16 protein-coding genes and 1 pseudogene are annotated in these 16,694 nt (G+C 47.8%); 9 read left to right on the top strand and 8 right to left on the bottom strand.

Annotation, left to right across the window (positions count from 1 at the left end; all coding sequences use genetic code 11):
* Positions 1–41: 41 nt before the first annotated feature.
* A complete protein-coding gene (locus SHD_RS20565; RefSeq protein WP_023268897.1) occupies positions 42–467 on the bottom strand; it encodes a DUF4156 domain-containing protein in 426 nt (141 codons plus the stop codon).
* A gap of 56 nt (positions 468–523) precedes the next feature.
* The gene (locus SHD_RS20560; RefSeq protein WP_023268896.1) at positions 524–940 is read right to left on the bottom strand and encodes a DUF2541 family protein; all 417 of its coding nucleotides are present in this window, start codon (positions 938–940) and stop codon (positions 524–526) included.
* A gap of 374 nt (positions 941–1,314) precedes the next feature.
* Between SHD_RS20560 and SHD_RS20555 the strand changes: the two are divergent.
* Positions 1,315–2,364: pseudogene (locus SHD_RS20555) on the top strand (NAD(P)H-dependent flavin oxidoreductase).
* Positions 2,365–2,646: 282 nt separating this feature from the next.
* Positions 2,647–3,759, top strand: a complete 1,113-nt coding sequence (locus SHD_RS20550) for an AI-2E family transporter (protein WP_039978848.1) — start codon at positions 2,647–2,649, stop codon at positions 3,757–3,759.
* Here the strand turns inward: SHD_RS20550 and SHD_RS20545 are convergent.
* Both SHD_RS20545 and SHD_RS20540 read right to left on the bottom strand, forming a co-directional pair.
* A complete protein-coding gene (locus SHD_RS20545) occupies positions 3,756–4,046 on the bottom strand; it encodes a helix-hairpin-helix domain-containing protein (protein WP_023268892.1) in 291 nt (96 codons plus the stop codon). The two genes, SHD_RS20550 and SHD_RS20545, sit on opposite strands and share 4 nt — an antisense overlap.
* Before the next feature lie 150 nt (positions 4,047–4,196).
* On the bottom strand, positions 4,197–6,257 hold the full coding sequence (locus tag SHD_RS20540) for a S9 family peptidase (protein ID WP_023268891.1): 2,061 nt from the start codon (positions 6,255–6,257) through the stop codon (positions 4,197–4,199).
* A gap of 157 nt (positions 6,258–6,414) precedes the next feature.
* On the opposite strand from SHD_RS20540, the gene SHD_RS20535 reads away from it, so the two are divergent.
* Positions 6,415–6,933: a DUF2975 domain-containing protein gene (locus SHD_RS20535; RefSeq protein ID WP_023268890.1), complete on the top strand. Its 519-nt coding sequence runs from the start codon at positions 6,415–6,417 to the stop codon at positions 6,931–6,933.
* A gap of 2 nt (positions 6,934–6,935) precedes the next feature.
* Positions 6,936–7,163, top strand: a complete 228-nt coding sequence (locus tag SHD_RS20530; RefSeq protein ID WP_039978987.1) for a helix-turn-helix domain-containing protein — start codon at positions 6,936–6,938, stop codon at positions 7,161–7,163.
* A gap of 57 nt (positions 7,164–7,220) precedes the next feature.
* Here SHD_RS20530 and SHD_RS20525 read toward each other — a convergent pair whose 3' ends face one another.
* The 4 genes from SHD_RS20525 to SHD_RS20510 all read right to left on the bottom strand — a co-directional run bounded on the left by SHD_RS20525 (position 7,221) and on the right by SHD_RS20510 (position 11,150).
* Positions 7,221–7,799, bottom strand: coding sequence for a nucleoside triphosphate pyrophosphohydrolase family protein (locus SHD_RS20525; RefSeq protein ID WP_023268889.1), 579 nt, complete (start codon positions 7,797–7,799; stop codon positions 7,221–7,223).
* Positions 7,800–8,060: 261 nt separating this feature from the next.
* Entirely contained in the window at positions 8,061–8,645 is a 585-nt protein-coding gene (locus SHD_RS20520; RefSeq protein WP_023268888.1) for a TlpA family protein disulfide reductase, read from the bottom strand.
* 49 nt (positions 8,646–8,694) lie between these two features.
* A complete protein-coding gene (locus tag SHD_RS20515; protein WP_023268887.1) occupies positions 8,695–9,114 on the bottom strand; it encodes a cytochrome c-type biogenesis protein in 420 nt (139 codons plus the stop codon).
* Positions 9,111–11,150 carry a heme lyase CcmF/NrfE family subunit gene (locus SHD_RS20510; protein WP_052031093.1) on the bottom strand — a complete coding sequence of 680 codons (2,040 nt, stop codon included), beginning with the start codon at positions 11,148–11,150 and terminating at the stop codon, positions 9,111–9,113. Before SHD_RS20510 ends, SHD_RS20515 begins: the two co-directional genes overlap by 4 nt.
* Before the next feature lie 505 nt (positions 11,151–11,655).
* On the opposite strand from SHD_RS20510, the gene sirA reads away from it, so the two are divergent.
* The 5 genes from sirA (at position 11,656) to SHD_RS20485 (ending at position 16,694) form a co-directional block, all read left to right on the top strand.
* Complete coding sequence (gene sirA / locus SHD_RS20505) at positions 11,656–13,785, top strand: dissimilatory sulfite reductase SirA (RefSeq protein ID WP_039978842.1); 2,130 nt, start codon at positions 11,656–11,658, stop codon at positions 13,783–13,785.
* 58 nt (positions 13,786–13,843) lie between these two features.
* Positions 13,844–14,287, top strand: a complete 444-nt coding sequence (locus SHD_RS20500; protein WP_023268883.1) for a rhodanese-like domain-containing protein — start codon at positions 13,844–13,846, stop codon at positions 14,285–14,287.
* Between the two features lie 94 nt (positions 14,288–14,381).
* Complete coding sequence (locus SHD_RS20495; RefSeq protein ID WP_023268882.1) at positions 14,382–15,161, top strand: FKBP-type peptidyl-prolyl cis-trans isomerase; 780 nt, start codon at positions 14,382–14,384, stop codon at positions 15,159–15,161.
* Between the two features lie 64 nt (positions 15,162–15,225).
* Positions 15,226–15,900 (top strand): tetratricopeptide repeat protein, encoded by a 675-nt coding sequence (locus SHD_RS20490; protein WP_023268881.1) that lies wholly within the window; start codon positions 15,226–15,228, stop codon positions 15,898–15,900.
* An 86-nt stretch (positions 15,901–15,986) separates the two neighbouring features.
* Positions 15,987–16,694, top strand: a complete 708-nt coding sequence (locus tag SHD_RS20485) for a 4Fe-4S dicluster domain-containing protein (protein WP_011621294.1) — start codon at positions 15,987–15,989, stop codon at positions 16,692–16,694.

Raw genomic sequence — 16,694 nt, 5'->3', positions numbered from 1 at the left:
TCATTGAAAGTCTGCTCAACGCTCAACGCTCAACGCTCAACTCATTGACTCGATGCGGTCTTTATCTGCGACGGCAGACTCGCCGAATCTAGAGTTTTAGAGGCCTTATCCTCAGAAGCTTGGGCCTCAGAAGCATGAGCCTCAGCACATTGGTAAGCATTACCCATCATGGTCACTGAGCCTAAAAACTTAAACGGTTGATAGAGATAAACCGTATCGGCACCGAGCGCATGGCCTTTGATGCGTAGCTCGTTGAGAGTGCCCCATACCATATCCCTATCACTGTGCAGCCAATAATCATAAAAATGCCCCTGCGAGCCAATAACTGTGCCTTTATAGGTACAGTTTTCGATGGCGACAGAGTTTTCCCATAATATTTTAACCTGTGCCGACTCCTCGGTTGGAAAAGTCACACATGCGGTCAAATTAATACCGAGTAATAACAATAATATTGTACGAAAATTCATTGATATATGCCCAATTCCACAATTGAATAAAGATGGAATAATTAAATAGGTAAGTCTTACTTACGACCTAATACTTTAATGCCCGCTTTACTGCGGTCGGAATTACCATACACTTCAATTTTTTTTACGCAGCGACGGGCACCGAGTGATTTCCATTCGCTGTGCTCATCCTTTCCTAGCTCAGTATCAAAGCGGACGGTGCGAGTTTTATCATCCCCATAGGTGACTACAACACGATCGATACTCACATCTCTTTCAGCTTTGATTCTAATGTGTTTGGCTTGGCGGCAAATGATAAGTGGGATGATTGCTGGGTGGTCGCCAATTCCGAGTAATAGGGTGCGGCCTAAGGTGATCTCATTGTCCTTATCATCATTTTTTGCATAGGCAACTGACGTGGTAAACATCAGTAGTAAGCAGATAATAAGTTGGTTGATTATTTTTGTCGAAAATAGACGGGTTTTTAATAGCATATAGCCTCCAAAAAATGGGGCCGAATCATAAGTGATTTAAATATTCCTAAATAGTTTTTTAATTGGTGAATGCGGCGAGTATCACGGGATTTTTTATAAATTATCGGTAACTGCTTTTTATCTTGATACAAATGTAATTTCAATTTTGAGGATATTATTTTTGTTTTTAATTAGGCTGAAATATCCATTAAATGATGACAATTTATCATCTGCTTAACACTGCCAAGTTTTGCTGCTTGGTTAAATGCTGTAATTGGGATGCATTTTTCTGGTAGATTGTAACATCTCGCACTTGGCTCGGTCGCTTATCGCCGCATTAGCTGTAAGCAAAGCAAGCACGAGTCGCTACAGGATTTATTCAATGGAGGTGAAGTATGCCGTGCCGACTAACACAATTGTTTGGGATCCAATTTCCAATTATTCAAGCGCCGATGGCGGGCGTGCAGGGCAGTGCACTGGCGATTGAAGTATCGCAGGCGGGCGGATTGGGTTCTTTGCCCTGCGCCATGTTATCCCTCGAAGCGCTTGAAGCTGAGTTAACCGAAATCCGCGGCAATACCACTAAACCTATCAATGTGAACTTTTTCTGTCATAGCGAGCCTTTACCGCAGGCGGCCAAGCAAGCGGCTTGGCTCGAATAGTTAGCCCCCTATTTTGCGGAATTTAATCTCGACCCAAATGCGCAGCCTGCTGGCGCCCAGCGCACACCCTACAGCAAGGCGCAGGCTGAGGTGTTAGCCAAATTTAAGCCTGAGGTGGTGAGTTTTCATTTTGGTTTGCCCGATGAGACGCTACTGCTAGAAATTAAGTCCTGGGGTTCAAAAGTTATCTCTACGGCGACCACAGTCGAGGAGGCGCTCTGGCTCGAAGCCCGCGGCGCCGATGCGATTATTGCCCAAGGTTTAGAGGCTGGAGGGCACAGAGGACACTTTTTATCCGAGGATTTAACCGAGCAGCTCGGCACTTTTAGTCTATTACCGCAGGTGATTGCGGCTGTGGATATTCCGGTGATTGCCGCTGGCGGGATTGTCGATGTAGCCACAGTGCGCGCTGCCATGGTAATGGGCGCTTCGGCGGTTCAGGTGGGGACGGCCTATTTACTCTGCCCTGAGTGCAACACCAGCAGCATTCATCGTGAGGCGCTGCAAAGCGACGCCGCGCAGCATACGGCGCTGACGAACTTATTTTCTGGTCGACCCGCCCGCGGCATAGTGAACCGCTTTATGGCCGAGATGGGGCCGATAAATGAGTCTGTGCCAGACTTCCCCTTGGCATCCTCGGCGGTTGCAGGCTTAAGAGCGGCGGCGGAGCGACAAGGATTTGGAGATTTTAGCCCGCTATGGTGCGGTCAAAATGCCAGTGGTTGCCAAAACATTCCCGCAGCCGAGCTAACGCGGCAATTGGCTTTAGGCTTAATGGGTTAATGTTTGAAGTTACAGGTGCAAAGTTAGCATTTACTGTTTACCTCCAAGGCTCAAGGCCTCGCCATAGGGATTCAACCATTTGGCCTTCGAGACATTCGAAGGCCTTTGGGGATGCCAGCAGCACTGATACACTACTCACGCTTTAGTTAAATGTCGTTGCCCATGGAAAGCACTGCGCAATAAACTGGCTCACAGAATGGGGAACACCCAAAGGCTGGTTGTTGCTTGGCACTCTGCCAAGTTTTCCACCTTGTTGTTGGATTCTATTGCGGGAGTATGTGGATGGCACAGATTATCAGTAATGCTGCGGTAGGTCGCACCCTATTGATTTTATTGCTGTGTGCTGGTGTTTTCTTTTTTATCGATTTTTTAGTTCCCGCCTTGGCCGCTCTGATCGTCTGCTTCTCCAGTTGGCCGTTGTACCAAAAATTAATGGTTAAATGCGGTGGTCGCTCGGCGCTGTCTGCCACCATCGCGTTAGTCTTGATTATTGTTGGGCTTATCACGCCGCTGATTTTTGTATTTTCCTATGCTTTACAAGAAATTAAAGCCTGGGTGGAGTGGCTAGTGTATGCCAACCAGCATGGCGCTCCCGTGCCGCTGTGGATTAAGGATTTACCTTGGATTGGCGAGTGGCTTACCCTGCAATGGCAGCAGTTTATCGGTGAACCCCATGAGCTGGGCAAAATAGTTAGCGCGATTAGCGGTCAGAATCTGAGTGGTATTTCCCGCTGGGTACTGCAATTGGGCTGGAATACCTTAGGTCTGTTGTTGACCCTGCTGTTTATGCTGATCACCTTGTTTTTCTTATATAAAGATGGCGAGTCGGTCGCCAAACAGCTCGATATAGTTGGCGAGCGCATTCTTCCTGCCCGCTGGCATCGATTCTCCCGTGTGGTGCCTGCGACTGTGAGTTCAACCGTTATCGGCATGACGCTTATCGCCATCGGCGAGGGCATAGTGTTGGGGATTGCTTACTGGATTGCTGGCGTACCTTCGGCCGTGGCCTTTGGAGTGTTGACCGCGTTTATGGCCTTAGTGCCCGGCGGCGCGCCAACCATGTTCACCTTGATCTCACTGTATTTAGTTGGCACCGGCGATATGACGGCGGGGATCGGCTTATTCCTCTGGGGCAGTGTCGAGCTGTTTATTGTCGATAAAACCCTAAGACCTAATCTGGTGGGCGGGCCAATCAAATTACCTTTCCTGCCGACTTTCTTCGGGCTGATTGGCGGGGTGAAAACCATGGGATTCGTTGGCCTGTTTGTTGGCCCAGTATTGATGGCGTTGCTGATTGCTATCTGGCGCGAGTGGTTAAGGGATGAGCCCAGAACTGAATCGGATTCGCCAGAGGCTTTGAGAGCAGCATACCAAGAGACAAAGCACCTAGATTAAAGCTGGCCGTATGTCTGTTTGCGCTCTTCGGTGTAATACCACCAAGGTTTAGGGTCATCACCCGCCATAAAGCGGGTGACGGATATAAACACATCCAGCATGCAGGGATCGTGTCTTTGGCCGGTTTTGTCACACAGAGTGCGATACATCTGGTAGGGATTTTGCCCTAGCAATTGTACTGGCGTCTCTATGCCGAGCAGACGTAAATCCGCCGCGCTCGCTTTACCAATATTGGGTAAATCCGTTAATTGTTTGACCTTGGCACGTACCACTTTTGCTGGATTCATTCTTTATCCCTAACTAAATGAAATATATGAATTATTGCGGTTTTCTGCTCGTTATCCTGCACTCTCTATCTTGAGAGTTGAAGGTGAGCTTATGTATAAAATCTAGGCTAGTTTGCCGCCTTTCCCTTCCTTGGTAAAGGCGGCAAAAGTTTAGAGCTTACTGATATCGACGTTAAGGCTGTCTAAGTGTTTTAGAATGTCGGGGTTCACATTCGTATCGACACGGCCGCCTAAATGCTCTGCAAAAAACTGCTCAGTGGCGACAATCGAGGCCAGCTTGTTGGCTCGCTTACTAAAGCCATGTCCTTCATCTTTTGCCAGTATGTACTTAACGGGCAAAGACTTTTGATACATTTTCTTGGCGATATTGTCCGATTCTATTTGGGTGACGCGTGGATCGTTCGCCCCTTGGATCAGCATCAATGGCGCCTTGATATTATCGACATAGTTAATTGGCGAGCGTTTTTCCATATCCTGCTTCTGCTCGGCAATTTGCGGATCGCCAACCGACTCAAACCATTGGCCTAAATAGGGGCGCCAGTAGTCGGGGAAGGAATTCATTAGTGTCACTAGGCTCGATGGCCCCACATAGGCGATCACCGCATGGTACAAGTCAGGTGTAAAGGTCGCGCCTGACAGTGCCGCATAACCACCGTAGGAGGCGCCGAAGATCCCTAAACGTTGTTTATCGGCAATACCTTGTTCGACTAAGTAATTGGCACCATCGGTGAGATCGTGCTGCATGCTGCCAATGCCCCAGTTACGGTTGCCTAGGTTTAAGAATTTTTTACCGAACCCCGTCGAGGCGCGGAAGTTAGGTTGCAACACGGCATAACCACGGTTGGCATAAAACTGGGCAATCGCGTGGAAATAACCCGAGTCGAGTGTCCAAAAATCCCGTGCCCAAGGGCCGCCATGGGGCAGGATAATGGTCGGTAGCTGAGTCTGTTTACCTTTAGGTAGTGTTAAATAGGCTTGGATTTTCACCCCATCCCGCGCGGTATACACGATAGATTGGCGTGGCGAGAGTTGATCCGCAGGAATACTGGCCGGAATGTCCACTAACAGATGGATGTCCCCTGTGGCGGCATTGTATTGATAGTCCGCGCCTGCGGCTCTGTCGCTGGCGACATGGATTTGCCACAGATTGGTTTTCTCGTTCATCTCGCTAATTGTGATTTCAACATCTTGATTAAAATGACGATTAATCACATCCCAATGGCGAGCAAACTCGGCATCTAAGGGGTAAACCCGTAAACGTCCACCATAGTAACCAACCGCTAAGGGCTCGCCCGCATCGCTAAACTGTACCCCAAATACGTCGGCCTCGTTGTCGGGATCCCTGTGAATGGTTTCATATTTACCCGTCATCAGATCGACTTTCAGCAATTCCTGCTTATCGCGATCACCGATATTGGCGCTGATATAGGCGAGCTTCTTATCATCGTTCACTTTAAGAATATCGATGCTCTCGCCCTTGGCGCTTTGGATGATCTTGCGCCAGTTGCCGTCGATCAACACATACAAGGCATTGGTGTTATCGAGATTACTGCTGCTGGCAATCACAGGTTGACCCTGCTTATTAAACTTCACCTGAGTAAAGCTCAGCTCGTTCTTCAGGATTGGGGTTAACTTGCCATCGTTGATATTGAGCAGATAAATATCCATGCGGCTCGAATCGTCGTGGTTGGCTTGAACAACCAGCAAATCAGGATTGTCTTTTACCTGCTCGAGCACGCTGTATTGCACATCGTCCTTATGGGTTAAGCGCTGCTCTTTGGCGGTGATTTTGCCCGCGTGTTCTTCAAAGCTCAGCTTGTAAATCTGGGTGTTCTCATTACCGCCTTTGTCCTTCATAAAGAATAAATCATTACCCTGGGCAGACCATTCAAAGGCGCGGATGGGTTCTACCGATGTGGTCAGTGGCGTGGCGCTGGCGAGGTCGCTCTTATCCGCCATCAGATAGATATTGCTGGCCCCTTGATACTCCTTTACAAAGGCGAGCCACTTGCCATCGTCTGACATTTTCAGATGGTGAATGCTCTGCTCGTTAAAGAAGTTTTCGATAGGAATTAACGGTGCTTCGGTTTGCTGCGTCGCGGCAACTTGAGGCTGTTCGTTGCGAACATCCGCCGTAGTGCAACCCGTCAGCAGCAGTGCGGCGGCAATGGCAACACTGCATAACTGACTCGTAAATGGAAATTTTTGCATTGTCGTAACCTTAGTTTATGAAAGTTGACATTATGCTAATACGAAAATTAATTATCGTGAAACAATAAAATTATATTTCTTTGTAATATTTTTTGTCGAAGGATTATACTGGTGCTCGTTCGCTATGAACGGCTTGGGATGATGTTTGGGTGAGTGGATGAATCAAAATTTTGAAAAATTGATAAAAATCAGCGGTTTTTGTCGCTGGCTGGTGCTGTTATCTGCGGTGGCGATTATCGCCCATCTGCTTTATAGCTATTGGGCCTATGATGAGATCCGCTTCAATACCAGTAATTCCCAGTTCCTCGAACTGTGGAACTTGCCGAACGCTAGCCGAAACCTATTACTCGCTATGCTAACCCCTTTATTTATCTCATTTTTAGTTGGTGTTTATTGGCTGCAACGGCTGTTATCCTGCTATCAACGGGGGTTGTTTTTCAGTGATGAGAGCATGAAATGTTACTTGTGGCTCGTTTGGCTGAAAGCGGCCGCCTTAGTGTTTGAAATGCTACAAAACTTAGGCGTAGGCTACTATCATCAGTCATTTTTTGAGGATGGTCGCATCGAATTAGTGCTCGATTTTGGCAATATCACCACGATTTTATTGATGTTGCTGATCGTGTATTTGCTTAAAGCCGCCCGCGATTATGAGGCGGAAAACAAAGAGTTTGTTTGATTTTGAATATTATCGTTAATTTAGACGTCATGATGGCGATGCGAAAGGTGAGTTCTAAGGAGCTGGCCAAAGCGGTGGGCATTACCGAGGCTAACTTGTCCTTGCTTAAGCGGGGCAAAGTCAAAGGGGTGCGTTTTGATACCTTGGCGAGTATCTGTGAATACTTAGCCTGTCAGCCGGGGGATATTTTGGAATACCGCAAGGATGCCGAGCAAGACACGTCGGACTAAGGAAGGTGCCTAGGCTGCTTGCTGTTTCTACATGCTGTGCAGCCTAGGCTTGTAATTTTACGCTTTTACTAGCTGCGTTAAATCCGCCGGGCGATAGTACACCGACTTTAATACCTTGCCTTGGCGCACGACTTTACCCGCCATTTCCACATCCTTAGCGCATTTAGCGATAATAAACTCGCCCTTTTTGCTGCCAACGATTTCAACGCCTTGCTCGGCATAGAAGGCGATAGTCTCTGCCAGTTCCTGCTCATTGCGGCACACTTTGCTCATGTTGCTCGAATGCACTTCATCCCAGCAGGCGATAAAGTCGATTTCACGGTTTTTAGCCACACACAGCAGTAAGTCGATAAGGTAGCTGATCTCTAGGCGGTCACTCATTTTGGCCGCGCCTAAATGCACTAGGCGCCCCATTAATACATACACTGAATCGACAATGGCATCGGCCTGCTCGATACGGCTATCGGCTTCGGCAAGTTCGGTTAATTCCTCAATAATCAGCGAAGTATGAAGCGTATCGGCCTTTTCATCCAAGGAGCTAGCATCGTTGACGGCGAGGTCGAAGGTGCTGCGAAACTCACTGATATCACGGTATAAGTGGTCATAAATAGGTTGAGTTAAACAAGTGAGTTTCATCGGGAAGCCTTAGATTTTATCAATGGGTTTTACGAATCGATTTGCAAAATCGATTAATGGATAACAGCGGCAATTCTAAAGAAAGGTGGCGCAGAATACAAAGCGCGCTGGCGATAAGCTAAAAATACCCGCTGCCAAATGGGGGGGCAGCGGGCTTCGGCAAAGAGTAGGGTGGGTACCGAACGGAGATTTGATTCATGCATTAGCTAAGTCAAAACCAACTTAGCCCTTTCGTGCAGCGCTAATGAGTGCCCAGCGAAATCACTGGGCGTATTTAGCGATAAGTTTATCTAAATAGGGGGCGACATCTTTGTCTGTCCAATCAAGATAGCCACGGACAAAGCCGACAAGATTACCTTTTGCATCAAAAGCATAAGTAGCGGGGACAACGTTAGCAGGGATAATCTGCTCGATGTTTTTGTCAGGGTCGAGCCAAGTGCTGTAGTTGCTAAAGCCATGCTGATTAAGAAAAGGTCGCACCTCTTTTACTTCTTCATCAATCGAGATGGGCACTATGGCGATATTCTTATCGGCAAAATGTTGTTGAAGTTTTTGCAGCTCGGGGATTTTCCGTAAGCAGGGCGTGCACCAGGTTGCCCAAAGGTTTACTAAGGTCAATTTACCTTGGTATTGCTTTAGGGTGTGTGTTTGCCCGGCTTCATCTACAAACGGGACTTCAGGCACGCCGCGGGCATGCTGCATCTCGATAAAGCCTGTCATAACTCTGGGTTTAGGGATGGGTTCACCTGTCTCGTACAACTTATTTTGAAGAGAATGGGCCTGAACGGTGCAGCTCAGCAGCCATGCGGTGCAAAGGAGAGTGAGCTTGGTGGTGTAAGATTTCATGGGTTTATCCTTCTATTCAAACTGAGTAATCGGGACTATGTTCTAAACACTATGGTCTGCGTTTTATTAGTGCCAGCCCTAAGCCCAATCCAACGATCAGTAGTACGATAGGGCCGAGCCAGAGTGCTAGTGTGGCGGGCTTAAATTCGGGCTGATAACGGATTTTCTCGCCGTAGCGCTGCACCATAAAATCGAGGATCTCGTCCCGCTTATAGCCTTGTTCCAACAGTGAAAAGATTTGCCCTTTAAGCTCATGGGCGATTGGCGCCTGTGATTCAAATAAGGTTTGATTGGTTGCCATTGGACAACGCAGTTCTTTACTGATGGCTATTGCCTGTTGTTGATAGGATGGGCCCATACTGGGGCCTTCCTGTGCGGTGGCGAGAAAAGTTGCGCCGCCAAAGCAGAGACTCAGTGATAGCAACCAAAACAATAGGCTCAAATAGGGCGAGCGAAACAGTGGGTTCATAACGACATTGTCTCCCTTGGTGAGTTGGTTACATTCAATGCCTTTGTTTGTGCGACTCTATGAGGTTGTTTGATTGGCCATGCGGCAATAGCGCCCGCAAGCATCATCAATAAGGCGCCCAGCCAGATCCATGTGGCTAAGGGTTTATAACTAATGCGGATCAGGTATTCGGTGTCGCTTAGTTGTAGCCCCATAGAGACATAGAGATCCCGCCAAAAACCGTGGTCTATGCCCGCATGGGATACTTCCATGCCATTACTATTAAAGGTTTGCCGTTGCGGATTGAGGTAACCCAGCACAAGATCATCCTGCTTGGCATCGCGGATACTGATATTGGCTTGGATTGCTCTAAAACTTGAGGTTTCTACTGGTTCTGTGCTTTCGTACACCAGCACATAATCGGCAAGCGGTTTACCTTGGCCTGGTCCCATACGCAGCAGGGCTTCCTGCTCAAAAAACGACACTGAGGTTGCGCCGATAATGGTGACTGCTACGCCCAAATGACCGACTAGCATGGCTAATTTTGCGCGTTTTGACGCTGAAGGCTTGACGGGCTTGGGAGGCGTCAATGCTTGGGATTTCGTACATACACTCATCCCAAGGCTGCAGAGCAAAAACAGCGCGCTGGTGCAGCCAAGGAATAGGAATAAGGCACCATCGGTTTGGGTCTGATAAGTCATCAGCGCCGCGATAATCACAATGGCGACAGAGGGCAAGGCTAATACCTTGAGTGGCTTGCGAGTTGACGCCTTCCAAGCGATTAACGGCGCGATGCCCATTAAGATCACTGCGATAAAGGTCAATGGAACAAACATGGTATTGAAATAGGGGGCGCCGACCGACAGCGTGCCTAAGCCTAGCAGCTCGTACAGCAGGGGATAAAAGGTGCCCAGCAGAACGGAAAAGGCTGCAACCACTAATACAATGGCTCCAAGGAGTAACAGTGTCTCTTTGCTCAATAGGTTATGGCTGACTTCCCGTTTCAACGCTGGCGCTTTGATTGCAAAGATTAATAGTGCAGCACCGACAAAAAGCACCAATAAACAGAGGATTGACATGCCTCTGGTGGGATCTGCCGCGAAGGCATGTACCGATTGCACTATGCCGGAGCGCACCAAAAAGCTGCCTAATAAGCTCAGCGAAAATGCCAAGATGCACAAAAATAGCGTGGTGAGGGCAAAGCCTTGGGTCTTTCTTGTCAGCACTAGGGAGTGCACTAGCGCGGTGGCAACCAACCAAGGAATAAAAGAAGCATTTTCAACGGGATCCCAAAACCACCAACCGCCCCAGCCCAGCTCGTTATAGGCCCACCAGGAGCCAAAGGCATTTCCGCCGGTGAGGAATATCCACGCCAATAATACCCAAGGCCGCAAGTATTCGAGGTGGCGATGCAATAATGCGCCTCCCAGCAGGGATGCTAGCGCCGCAGCAAAGCAAACTGTGAGTCCGACATAGCCTAAAAACAGCATAGGCGGGTGCAGTATTAAGCCAATGTCTTGCAATATCGGATTGAGGTCGCGCCCCTCAATGGGGATGTTGGGCAGCAAACGGGCAAAAGGATTGGAGGTAAAGAGTAAAAACAGATTAAAGCCAAGGATAACGAGAGCGAGAATCGCCAGCAGTCGCGCAAAATAGGCTTTATCTGTCCGCATATCAGCACTATCTAAGCCGACGAGTTTACCTGCTTGGCGCCAATTGATAATGGCACCCCATAACGCGATGGCTAACACCCAAAAAAGCATCGAGCCTTCATGGCTGCCCCACACTGCGGCAATTTTATAGCCGAGGGCAAGCTGGCTATTGGAATGGTTCGCCACATAGGCAACCGAAAAGTCATCGACCACAAAACAATAAATTAAGCTAAGCAGTGCACTTAGTAGGGTAAAAAAAAGCGCATTAAAAAAACTGCTTCCCCAATTAATCAAATAAAGATGGTGCTTACTTATTCCTACTAAGTGAAATAAAGCTGAAAAGAGTGCCAATACAGTACTCATGATCAGCAATATGTGCCCGATTTCTGGAGTCATATTTATCATTAATATTTCCTGTATAGCATTATTTATCGCATCTCATAAACACTGAGACTAATGATGGTTTAAAGTTATTTAGCGGTTAATCGCTACTCACTTATTTATTGTTTCCTTGGTAAGTTGGACATTGAGTCTTTAACCAATCAACGATTTGCTCGCAGGGTAACTGAGTATTTTCAAAAGGAATGTGATCTGCCTCGGTATTAAAATGGTCATTCATGTCTTTGGTGGTTTTTGAAAAATCAAACCGATTTTTAGGTTTTTTTAGAACTAAAAAAACGGATTTAAAATCTAAAAAATCACTAAAATATAATCGTTATATTGTTGATTTTATTCACATTAAATGTTTTTAGCTCTATTGATTTCTGAAGCGAAAATTAATGTGCTCTAGCGCAGATTTTTTGCTTTTTCTCTCATTCATCATGCAGTCACTGGTCAATTGTTTATGTCGTTCAGTGAACAGTTAGGTTCAGTGGAAAATATAAAACTAATGATAAATTAGGAGTGAATGATGAAGCGATGGAAATCCAAAGTAGCATTAAGCGTGCTATTTTGTTTAGGTTCTGCCGTAAGCGTTACCACAGTCGCCTCCGATGCTAAGTCGGAGGGTAAAGTGGTGCCTGGCGTGGGGAATAAGCAGCAATCCCACTATACTCAAGATATTTTGGCTAACCCCAATTTAAATGAAAATTTAATGGAAAAATCCCGCGGTGTGAAAACATTGCAGGATTATATTGTTCAAGAGCAAGAATTGTTTGATTTTCTATTTGAAAATCACCCAGTTTTTAAATATAACGCAGAAGGTCGATTAAAGGGCACTTATAAAGTCAGTGACCGTGGTGAAGAATATTTACACGGTGGTGACAGTGTTGCTTACAGCAAACACAGTAAAGAAGTGAACCCTACAGATGGCACCGCGGTGCGTTACAGTTCCTACAACGATGGTCAACGTCCAAAGGCGTTGCAATATCGTTTAGGGGCGAAATCGATTTTAGATTTCCCTAACAAGTTTGTTGGCCCAGAAAAATGCGGTGAGTGTCATGGCCCTCAATACGAGAAGTGGAGACGTTCACGCCACTCTAAGACGATTCGTTTCCCTGGCGAGCATCCTGAGGTCGATAACGACCTGAAGAAAACCATGTATAGCACTAAGGATACCTCGATTTTGCCATCGGGTATTACGCCAGATGCTATCTACGCCACTGTCGGTACACCACGTACCAAGTATGGCTTTATCGACGCTTACTTAGTGCGCGGTACTTACCATGTTAAAGATGGTCTGTTGAAGGACGGCACTGGGACTATGGTCGCCGGTGGTAACCAATTCTCCCGCGGTTGGGCTGAGTGGTTAACCCCTGAAATGGCGGCAAAAATCAATAAAGCCATCCCAAGCTTCCCCGTCAAAATGGAAGACTTTGGTACCAGCGGTTCACACCAATGGGGCATGAGTTCATACGGCGCTAAGTATGAGAAGGAATTCCTGTTCCAACCTGCTAGCTCCTACTGCGAAATGTGCCACACCTTTAAGTTTGACTTCCAAACGAAGGATGAATTCTTCGCGGCCTTAGGTAACCCGAAAGAGCTGCAAAAGCACACTATTGCCAAAGGGATTACCTGTGAAGAGTGCCATGGCGCCGGTGGTCACTTAGACGGCGGTATCGGTGGCGGCATGCCATCTAACTGTGAACGTTGTCACCAACGCTTCAACTTTGTTGAAGAGTTAGCTGAAACGCCACAGGGTCAAGAAAAGCTGGAATACGCCTTCAACGTGAAGATGAAGTCTTCTTGCCCATCCTGTGGTACTGAAGGTTCGCAAATGTTTGCCTCTGCACACTATGACAAAGGTATGCGTTGTTCAACCTGTCACGATCCACACGAAGTGACTGATGGTGATTGGAAATCTGGTACTACTAAGCCAAAAATCATCAAACAGTGTACTGACTGTCACACGGCCCAAGCCGAGATCGCCAAGAACACCAACACCCACAGCAACCAAACTTGCCAAAGCTGTCATATGCCAAACATGGGAAGCTGTGAAAACTTCACTGCCATCCAATTCCCAGATATGGCGGGCTTCGACAACGTTCGTAAGTCACACATGTGGAAGATTGATGTCGACCCACTGCGTAAGACCCTTAACCCACCAGAAGGCAAGTCTCGCGATGCGACCACTAAGGGCTGGACTGTGGCGAAAGACGAGAACGGCTACAACTACCTCGACCTGATGTGGACCTGTGCCCGTACGTCGGCCTCTGACCACGACGTAACTGAAAACAAAGGTTGTCATAGCCAGTTCCAATCCGAGCTAGAAGTTGGTCTGCACTTCGAAGACCAGATGGAAATCTACGGCGAAGTTCAAAAGTGGCAAAAACCCGTTAAGGATACTTTTGCTCAAGTAGAACAAGCCCTTGCCCGTATCGACAAGCTGTTAGAAGTCACCAAGCTGTCGGTAGAAGACAAGACTCAAGTGTTGATGTTGACTGACAAAGCCCAAGACGTTGTCCGCCTGATCAAGGCTGACGGTTCATGGGGTGTCCATGGTCCACGTTACTCACTGAAACGTCTCGATGCTGCCTTGACCTATGTCACTCAAGCCCAAGCCATTATTGATGCCAACGGTTTGAGCGCACAGAAAATGTAGTTCGACTCGAGTCTAACTTGTCCCCGGTACGCGAGTGTCGGGGGCTATACGAGGCCAAATGATGAATAAAGCGATTCGACACAGCCTGTTAGGCGGCTTACTGGTACTGGGCCTAGGTGGCATGAGTTTACCCGTCGCGGCTGGTGGTGGCTCTGAGATCTCCGAGGCGCCCTATAACGAAATTCAGTTGAATCCGATCTCCATGCGGGAAGCCGAAACCTTAGTCGGTCAACCTGGGGTGTATTTTTTCGATGTAAACACGCTGGAAATTTGGGCGGAAGGTTTTATCCCCGGAGCGGTTTTTTTCAATGTGCAAAATTGGCGAGAGCTACTGCCAAAGAATAAAGACGCTGTGATGGTGTTCTATTGCGCTAACCGTCTTTGCACCGCCAGCAACATGGCCGCACGGGAAACCATGAAGCTAGGTTACACAGGTGTGCGACATATGGCCGATGGCATCTTCGGTTGGCGCATGTCGGGTAGAGCAACAGAAAAACCATAGTAATCAAATAAATATTATTAATCGGTTATGGGTTATCCCATACGTTTTCGGCTAAAGCACTAAAGCCCAAGGGCTAAATTGTAGAGAACATAAAATGAAAATATCTATGCCAACTTCTTTTATCCCAAAAACCCTCACAGTGGCGACCTGCGCAGCTTTGTTTGTCTCTATGACGAGCTTTGCTGCCCCAAGCCTTAAAACCGATGCAGATAAAGCCTCTTACAGCATTGGCGCCTCAGTGGGTAATTACATTTCTGGCCAGGTTTATAACCAAGTGGAACTGGGCGCAGAGGTGAATGTGGACTTAGTGGTGCAGGGCTTTGTCGATGCCTTGAAAAAACAGCAGCAATTAACCGATGAAGAAGTGCTGACCTATCTAAACCAACGCGCCGAAGAGCTAAATCAAGTGAGAAAGGCTAACGCCGAGAAGCTCGCCGCAGAAAACACTAAGGCAGGTGAAGCCTATCTTGCTGAAAATAAGAAGAAATCAGGCGTAACCGTCACCGAGTCAGGCCTGCAATATGAAGTGTTAACCCAAGGCTCCGGCAATAAACCCAACCCTGAAGATGTGGTCACTGTCGAGTATGTCGGCAAGCTTATCGATGGCACTGAGTTTGAAAATACCGTCGGCCGTAAAGAACCCACACGTTTTGCCCTGATGAGCGTGATCCCGGGTTGGGAAGAGGGCTTAAAACTCATGCCTATGGGCTCGAAATACCGTTTTGTCATCCCTGCAAACTTAGCTTATGGCAATGAATTTGTAGGTGAAATTCCACCGCAATCAACTTTGATCTTTGAAATTGAGTTGAAAAATATCGAAAAGCCCAGTGAGAAAAAAGAAGCCCGCATGATGGGCATGATGCCAGCCCACTAAGGGCTAAACATTGGCTTAGGTTCAGTGAGTGATGAACTTGGATAGGCGAGCGTTGAGGTAAAGCATGGCAAGTTTAGGATTCACCATAGCACTGCTGTTAAGCGGATTTGTGGCCTGGATTTTCTGGCAACACGCGCGTTTAAACCTGCTGCAATCGGTGGAGAGGCTCCCTCAAGTCTCCTACCTTGTGCCCGCATTGAGCAGTGGTTTGCTGCTATTGCTCACGCTCGCCATCTATAGCCAAACGGGGCGTTATCAGGATTGGGATACAGGCAAACTCAATGAAAACATTGACTATTTAGTGGCTGCCGACATCACCAAAGCTCTGCGCCTCGTGGATGAACAACCGCAAAACCCGTTGGCATTACTGGCGCTTGCCGAGGCTTACAGCGCCGGTGGCTTATATGCCGATGCGGTGCAAACCCTAGACAAACTGCTTGTGTTGGTGGGGGAGGATGCAGAGGTGCTCGGCGCTAAGGCCAATGCCCTCTATTACCGCGATGGTCGGCAAATGACCGCAGAGACCCAAGCACTGATTGCACAGACGCTTGCGCTTGCGCCCTTTGAGCCACAGACGCGGATGCTACAGGCCAACGACGCCTATCTCCATGGGCGCTACCAAGAGGCGATAGACCATTGGCAAGCATTACTGGCGCAGCCAAGGGCAGAGATTAATCGTGAGGCCCTGTTAAACGCCATCGGCAAGGCTGAAAGCAAATTGAATGAAAGTGGATATTAATCAAGTCGCTAGCCATTTTCAGGCATGTTGGAACGATAACGATATAAATAAAAACGTCGGTATAAAACCGATAGATGGAGGATGTTGTGAGTGAAAATATAGAGAGACGGAGGTTCCTTAAAAGCGCTGGCATGTGCTCTTTGATGTTAACGCCTTTAGCCGGGTGTTCGGTCAAAGAAGAGTCTGACGGCGCCCATAAGCCCCATTACGTCATGGTCTTTGACCAAAACAAGTGTGTCGGCTGTGGCGACTGTAAAACCGCCTGTAATCAAGCCAACCATTTACCTGAAGGCAAGTCACGGGTATTGCTCGAGCAGCAGAGTGGCCGTGTCGAAGGTCAGCCTTGTCCACATTGCGGCAAGATGAGCTGTGACTGTGAACGTAAGTTTGTGCGGGTTTCCTGCCAGCAATGCAAGAACGCCCCCTGTGTCACAGTTTGTCCGACTGGCGCGGCGCACCGCGACGCGAAAACGGGCATTGTGACAATGGATGCGAGCAAATGCGCCGGCTGTAAATACTGTATTGGGGCTTGTCCTTACAACGCCCGCTACATCAACAGCGATACGGATGTGGCCGATAACTGCGATTTCTGTTTGAACAGCAAGTTAGCCAAGGGCGAATTACCCGCCTGTGTGCAGAGCTGTAAATACGATGCGCTGATCTTCGGTGATGCCAACGATCCTCAATCCTACGTAAGCAAACTCTTAGCGGTAAAAGACTCAGTGCGCATTAAGCCACAGTTTGGCACTGAGCCGAGCTTACGTTACATACCAATCGTCAAACTGGGAGTGTAA

Source organism: Shewanella decolorationis S12 (genome assembly GCF_000485795.1).
Taxonomy (GTDB): domain Bacteria; phylum Pseudomonadota; class Gammaproteobacteria; order Enterobacterales; family Shewanellaceae; genus Shewanella; species Shewanella decolorationis.
Note: the sequence above shows the minus strand (reverse complement) of the source record. Positions and strands in the feature narration are given on the sequence as shown.

What these genes read in the sequence shown, in the direction of transcription:
- SHD_RS20520 (WP_023268888.1), bottom strand. Translation starts at nt 8,645, where the DNA reads ATGAAATCTTACACCACCAAGCTCACTCTCCTTTGCACCGCATGGCTG.
- SHD_RS20510 (WP_052031093.1), bottom strand. Translation starts at nt 11,150, where the DNA reads ATGATAAATATGACTCCAGAAATCGGGCACATATTGCTGATCATGAGT.
- SHD_RS20560 (WP_023268896.1), bottom strand. Translation starts at nt 940, where the DNA reads ATGCTATTAAAAACCCGTCTATTTTCGACAAAAATAATCAACCAACTT.
- SHD_RS20550 (WP_039978848.1), top strand. Translation starts at nt 2,647, where the DNA reads ATGGCACAGATTATCAGTAATGCTGCGGTAGGTCGCACCCTATTGATT.
- SHD_RS20525 (WP_023268889.1), bottom strand. Translation starts at nt 7,799, where the DNA reads ATGAAACTCACTTGTTTAACTCAACCTATTTATGACCACTTATACCGT.
- sirA (WP_039978842.1), top strand. Translation starts at nt 11,656, where the DNA reads ATGAAGCGATGGAAATCCAAAGTAGCATTAAGCGTGCTATTTTGTTTA.
- SHD_RS20565 (WP_023268897.1), bottom strand. Translation starts at nt 467, where the DNA reads ATGAATTTTCGTACAATATTATTGTTATTACTCGGTATTAATTTGACC.
- SHD_RS20500 (WP_023268883.1), top strand. Translation starts at nt 13,844, where the DNA reads ATGATGAATAAAGCGATTCGACACAGCCTGTTAGGCGGCTTACTGGTA.
- SHD_RS20535 (WP_023268890.1), top strand. Translation starts at nt 6,415, where the DNA reads ATGAATCAAAATTTTGAAAAATTGATAAAAATCAGCGGTTTTTGTCGC.
- SHD_RS20495 (WP_023268882.1), top strand. Translation starts at nt 14,382, where the DNA reads ATGAAAATATCTATGCCAACTTCTTTTATCCCAAAAACCCTCACAGTG.
- SHD_RS20540 (WP_023268891.1), bottom strand. Translation starts at nt 6,257, where the DNA reads ATGCAAAAATTTCCATTTACGAGTCAGTTATGCAGTGTTGCCATTGCC.
- SHD_RS20515 (WP_023268887.1), bottom strand. Translation starts at nt 9,114, where the DNA reads ATGAACCCACTGTTTCGCTCGCCCTATTTGAGCCTATTGTTTTGGTTG.
- SHD_RS20545 (WP_023268892.1), bottom strand. Translation starts at nt 4,046, where the DNA reads ATGAATCCAGCAAAAGTGGTACGTGCCAAGGTCAAACAATTAACGGAT.
- SHD_RS20490 (WP_023268881.1), top strand. Translation starts at nt 15,226, where the DNA reads ATGGCAAGTTTAGGATTCACCATAGCACTGCTGTTAAGCGGATTTGTG.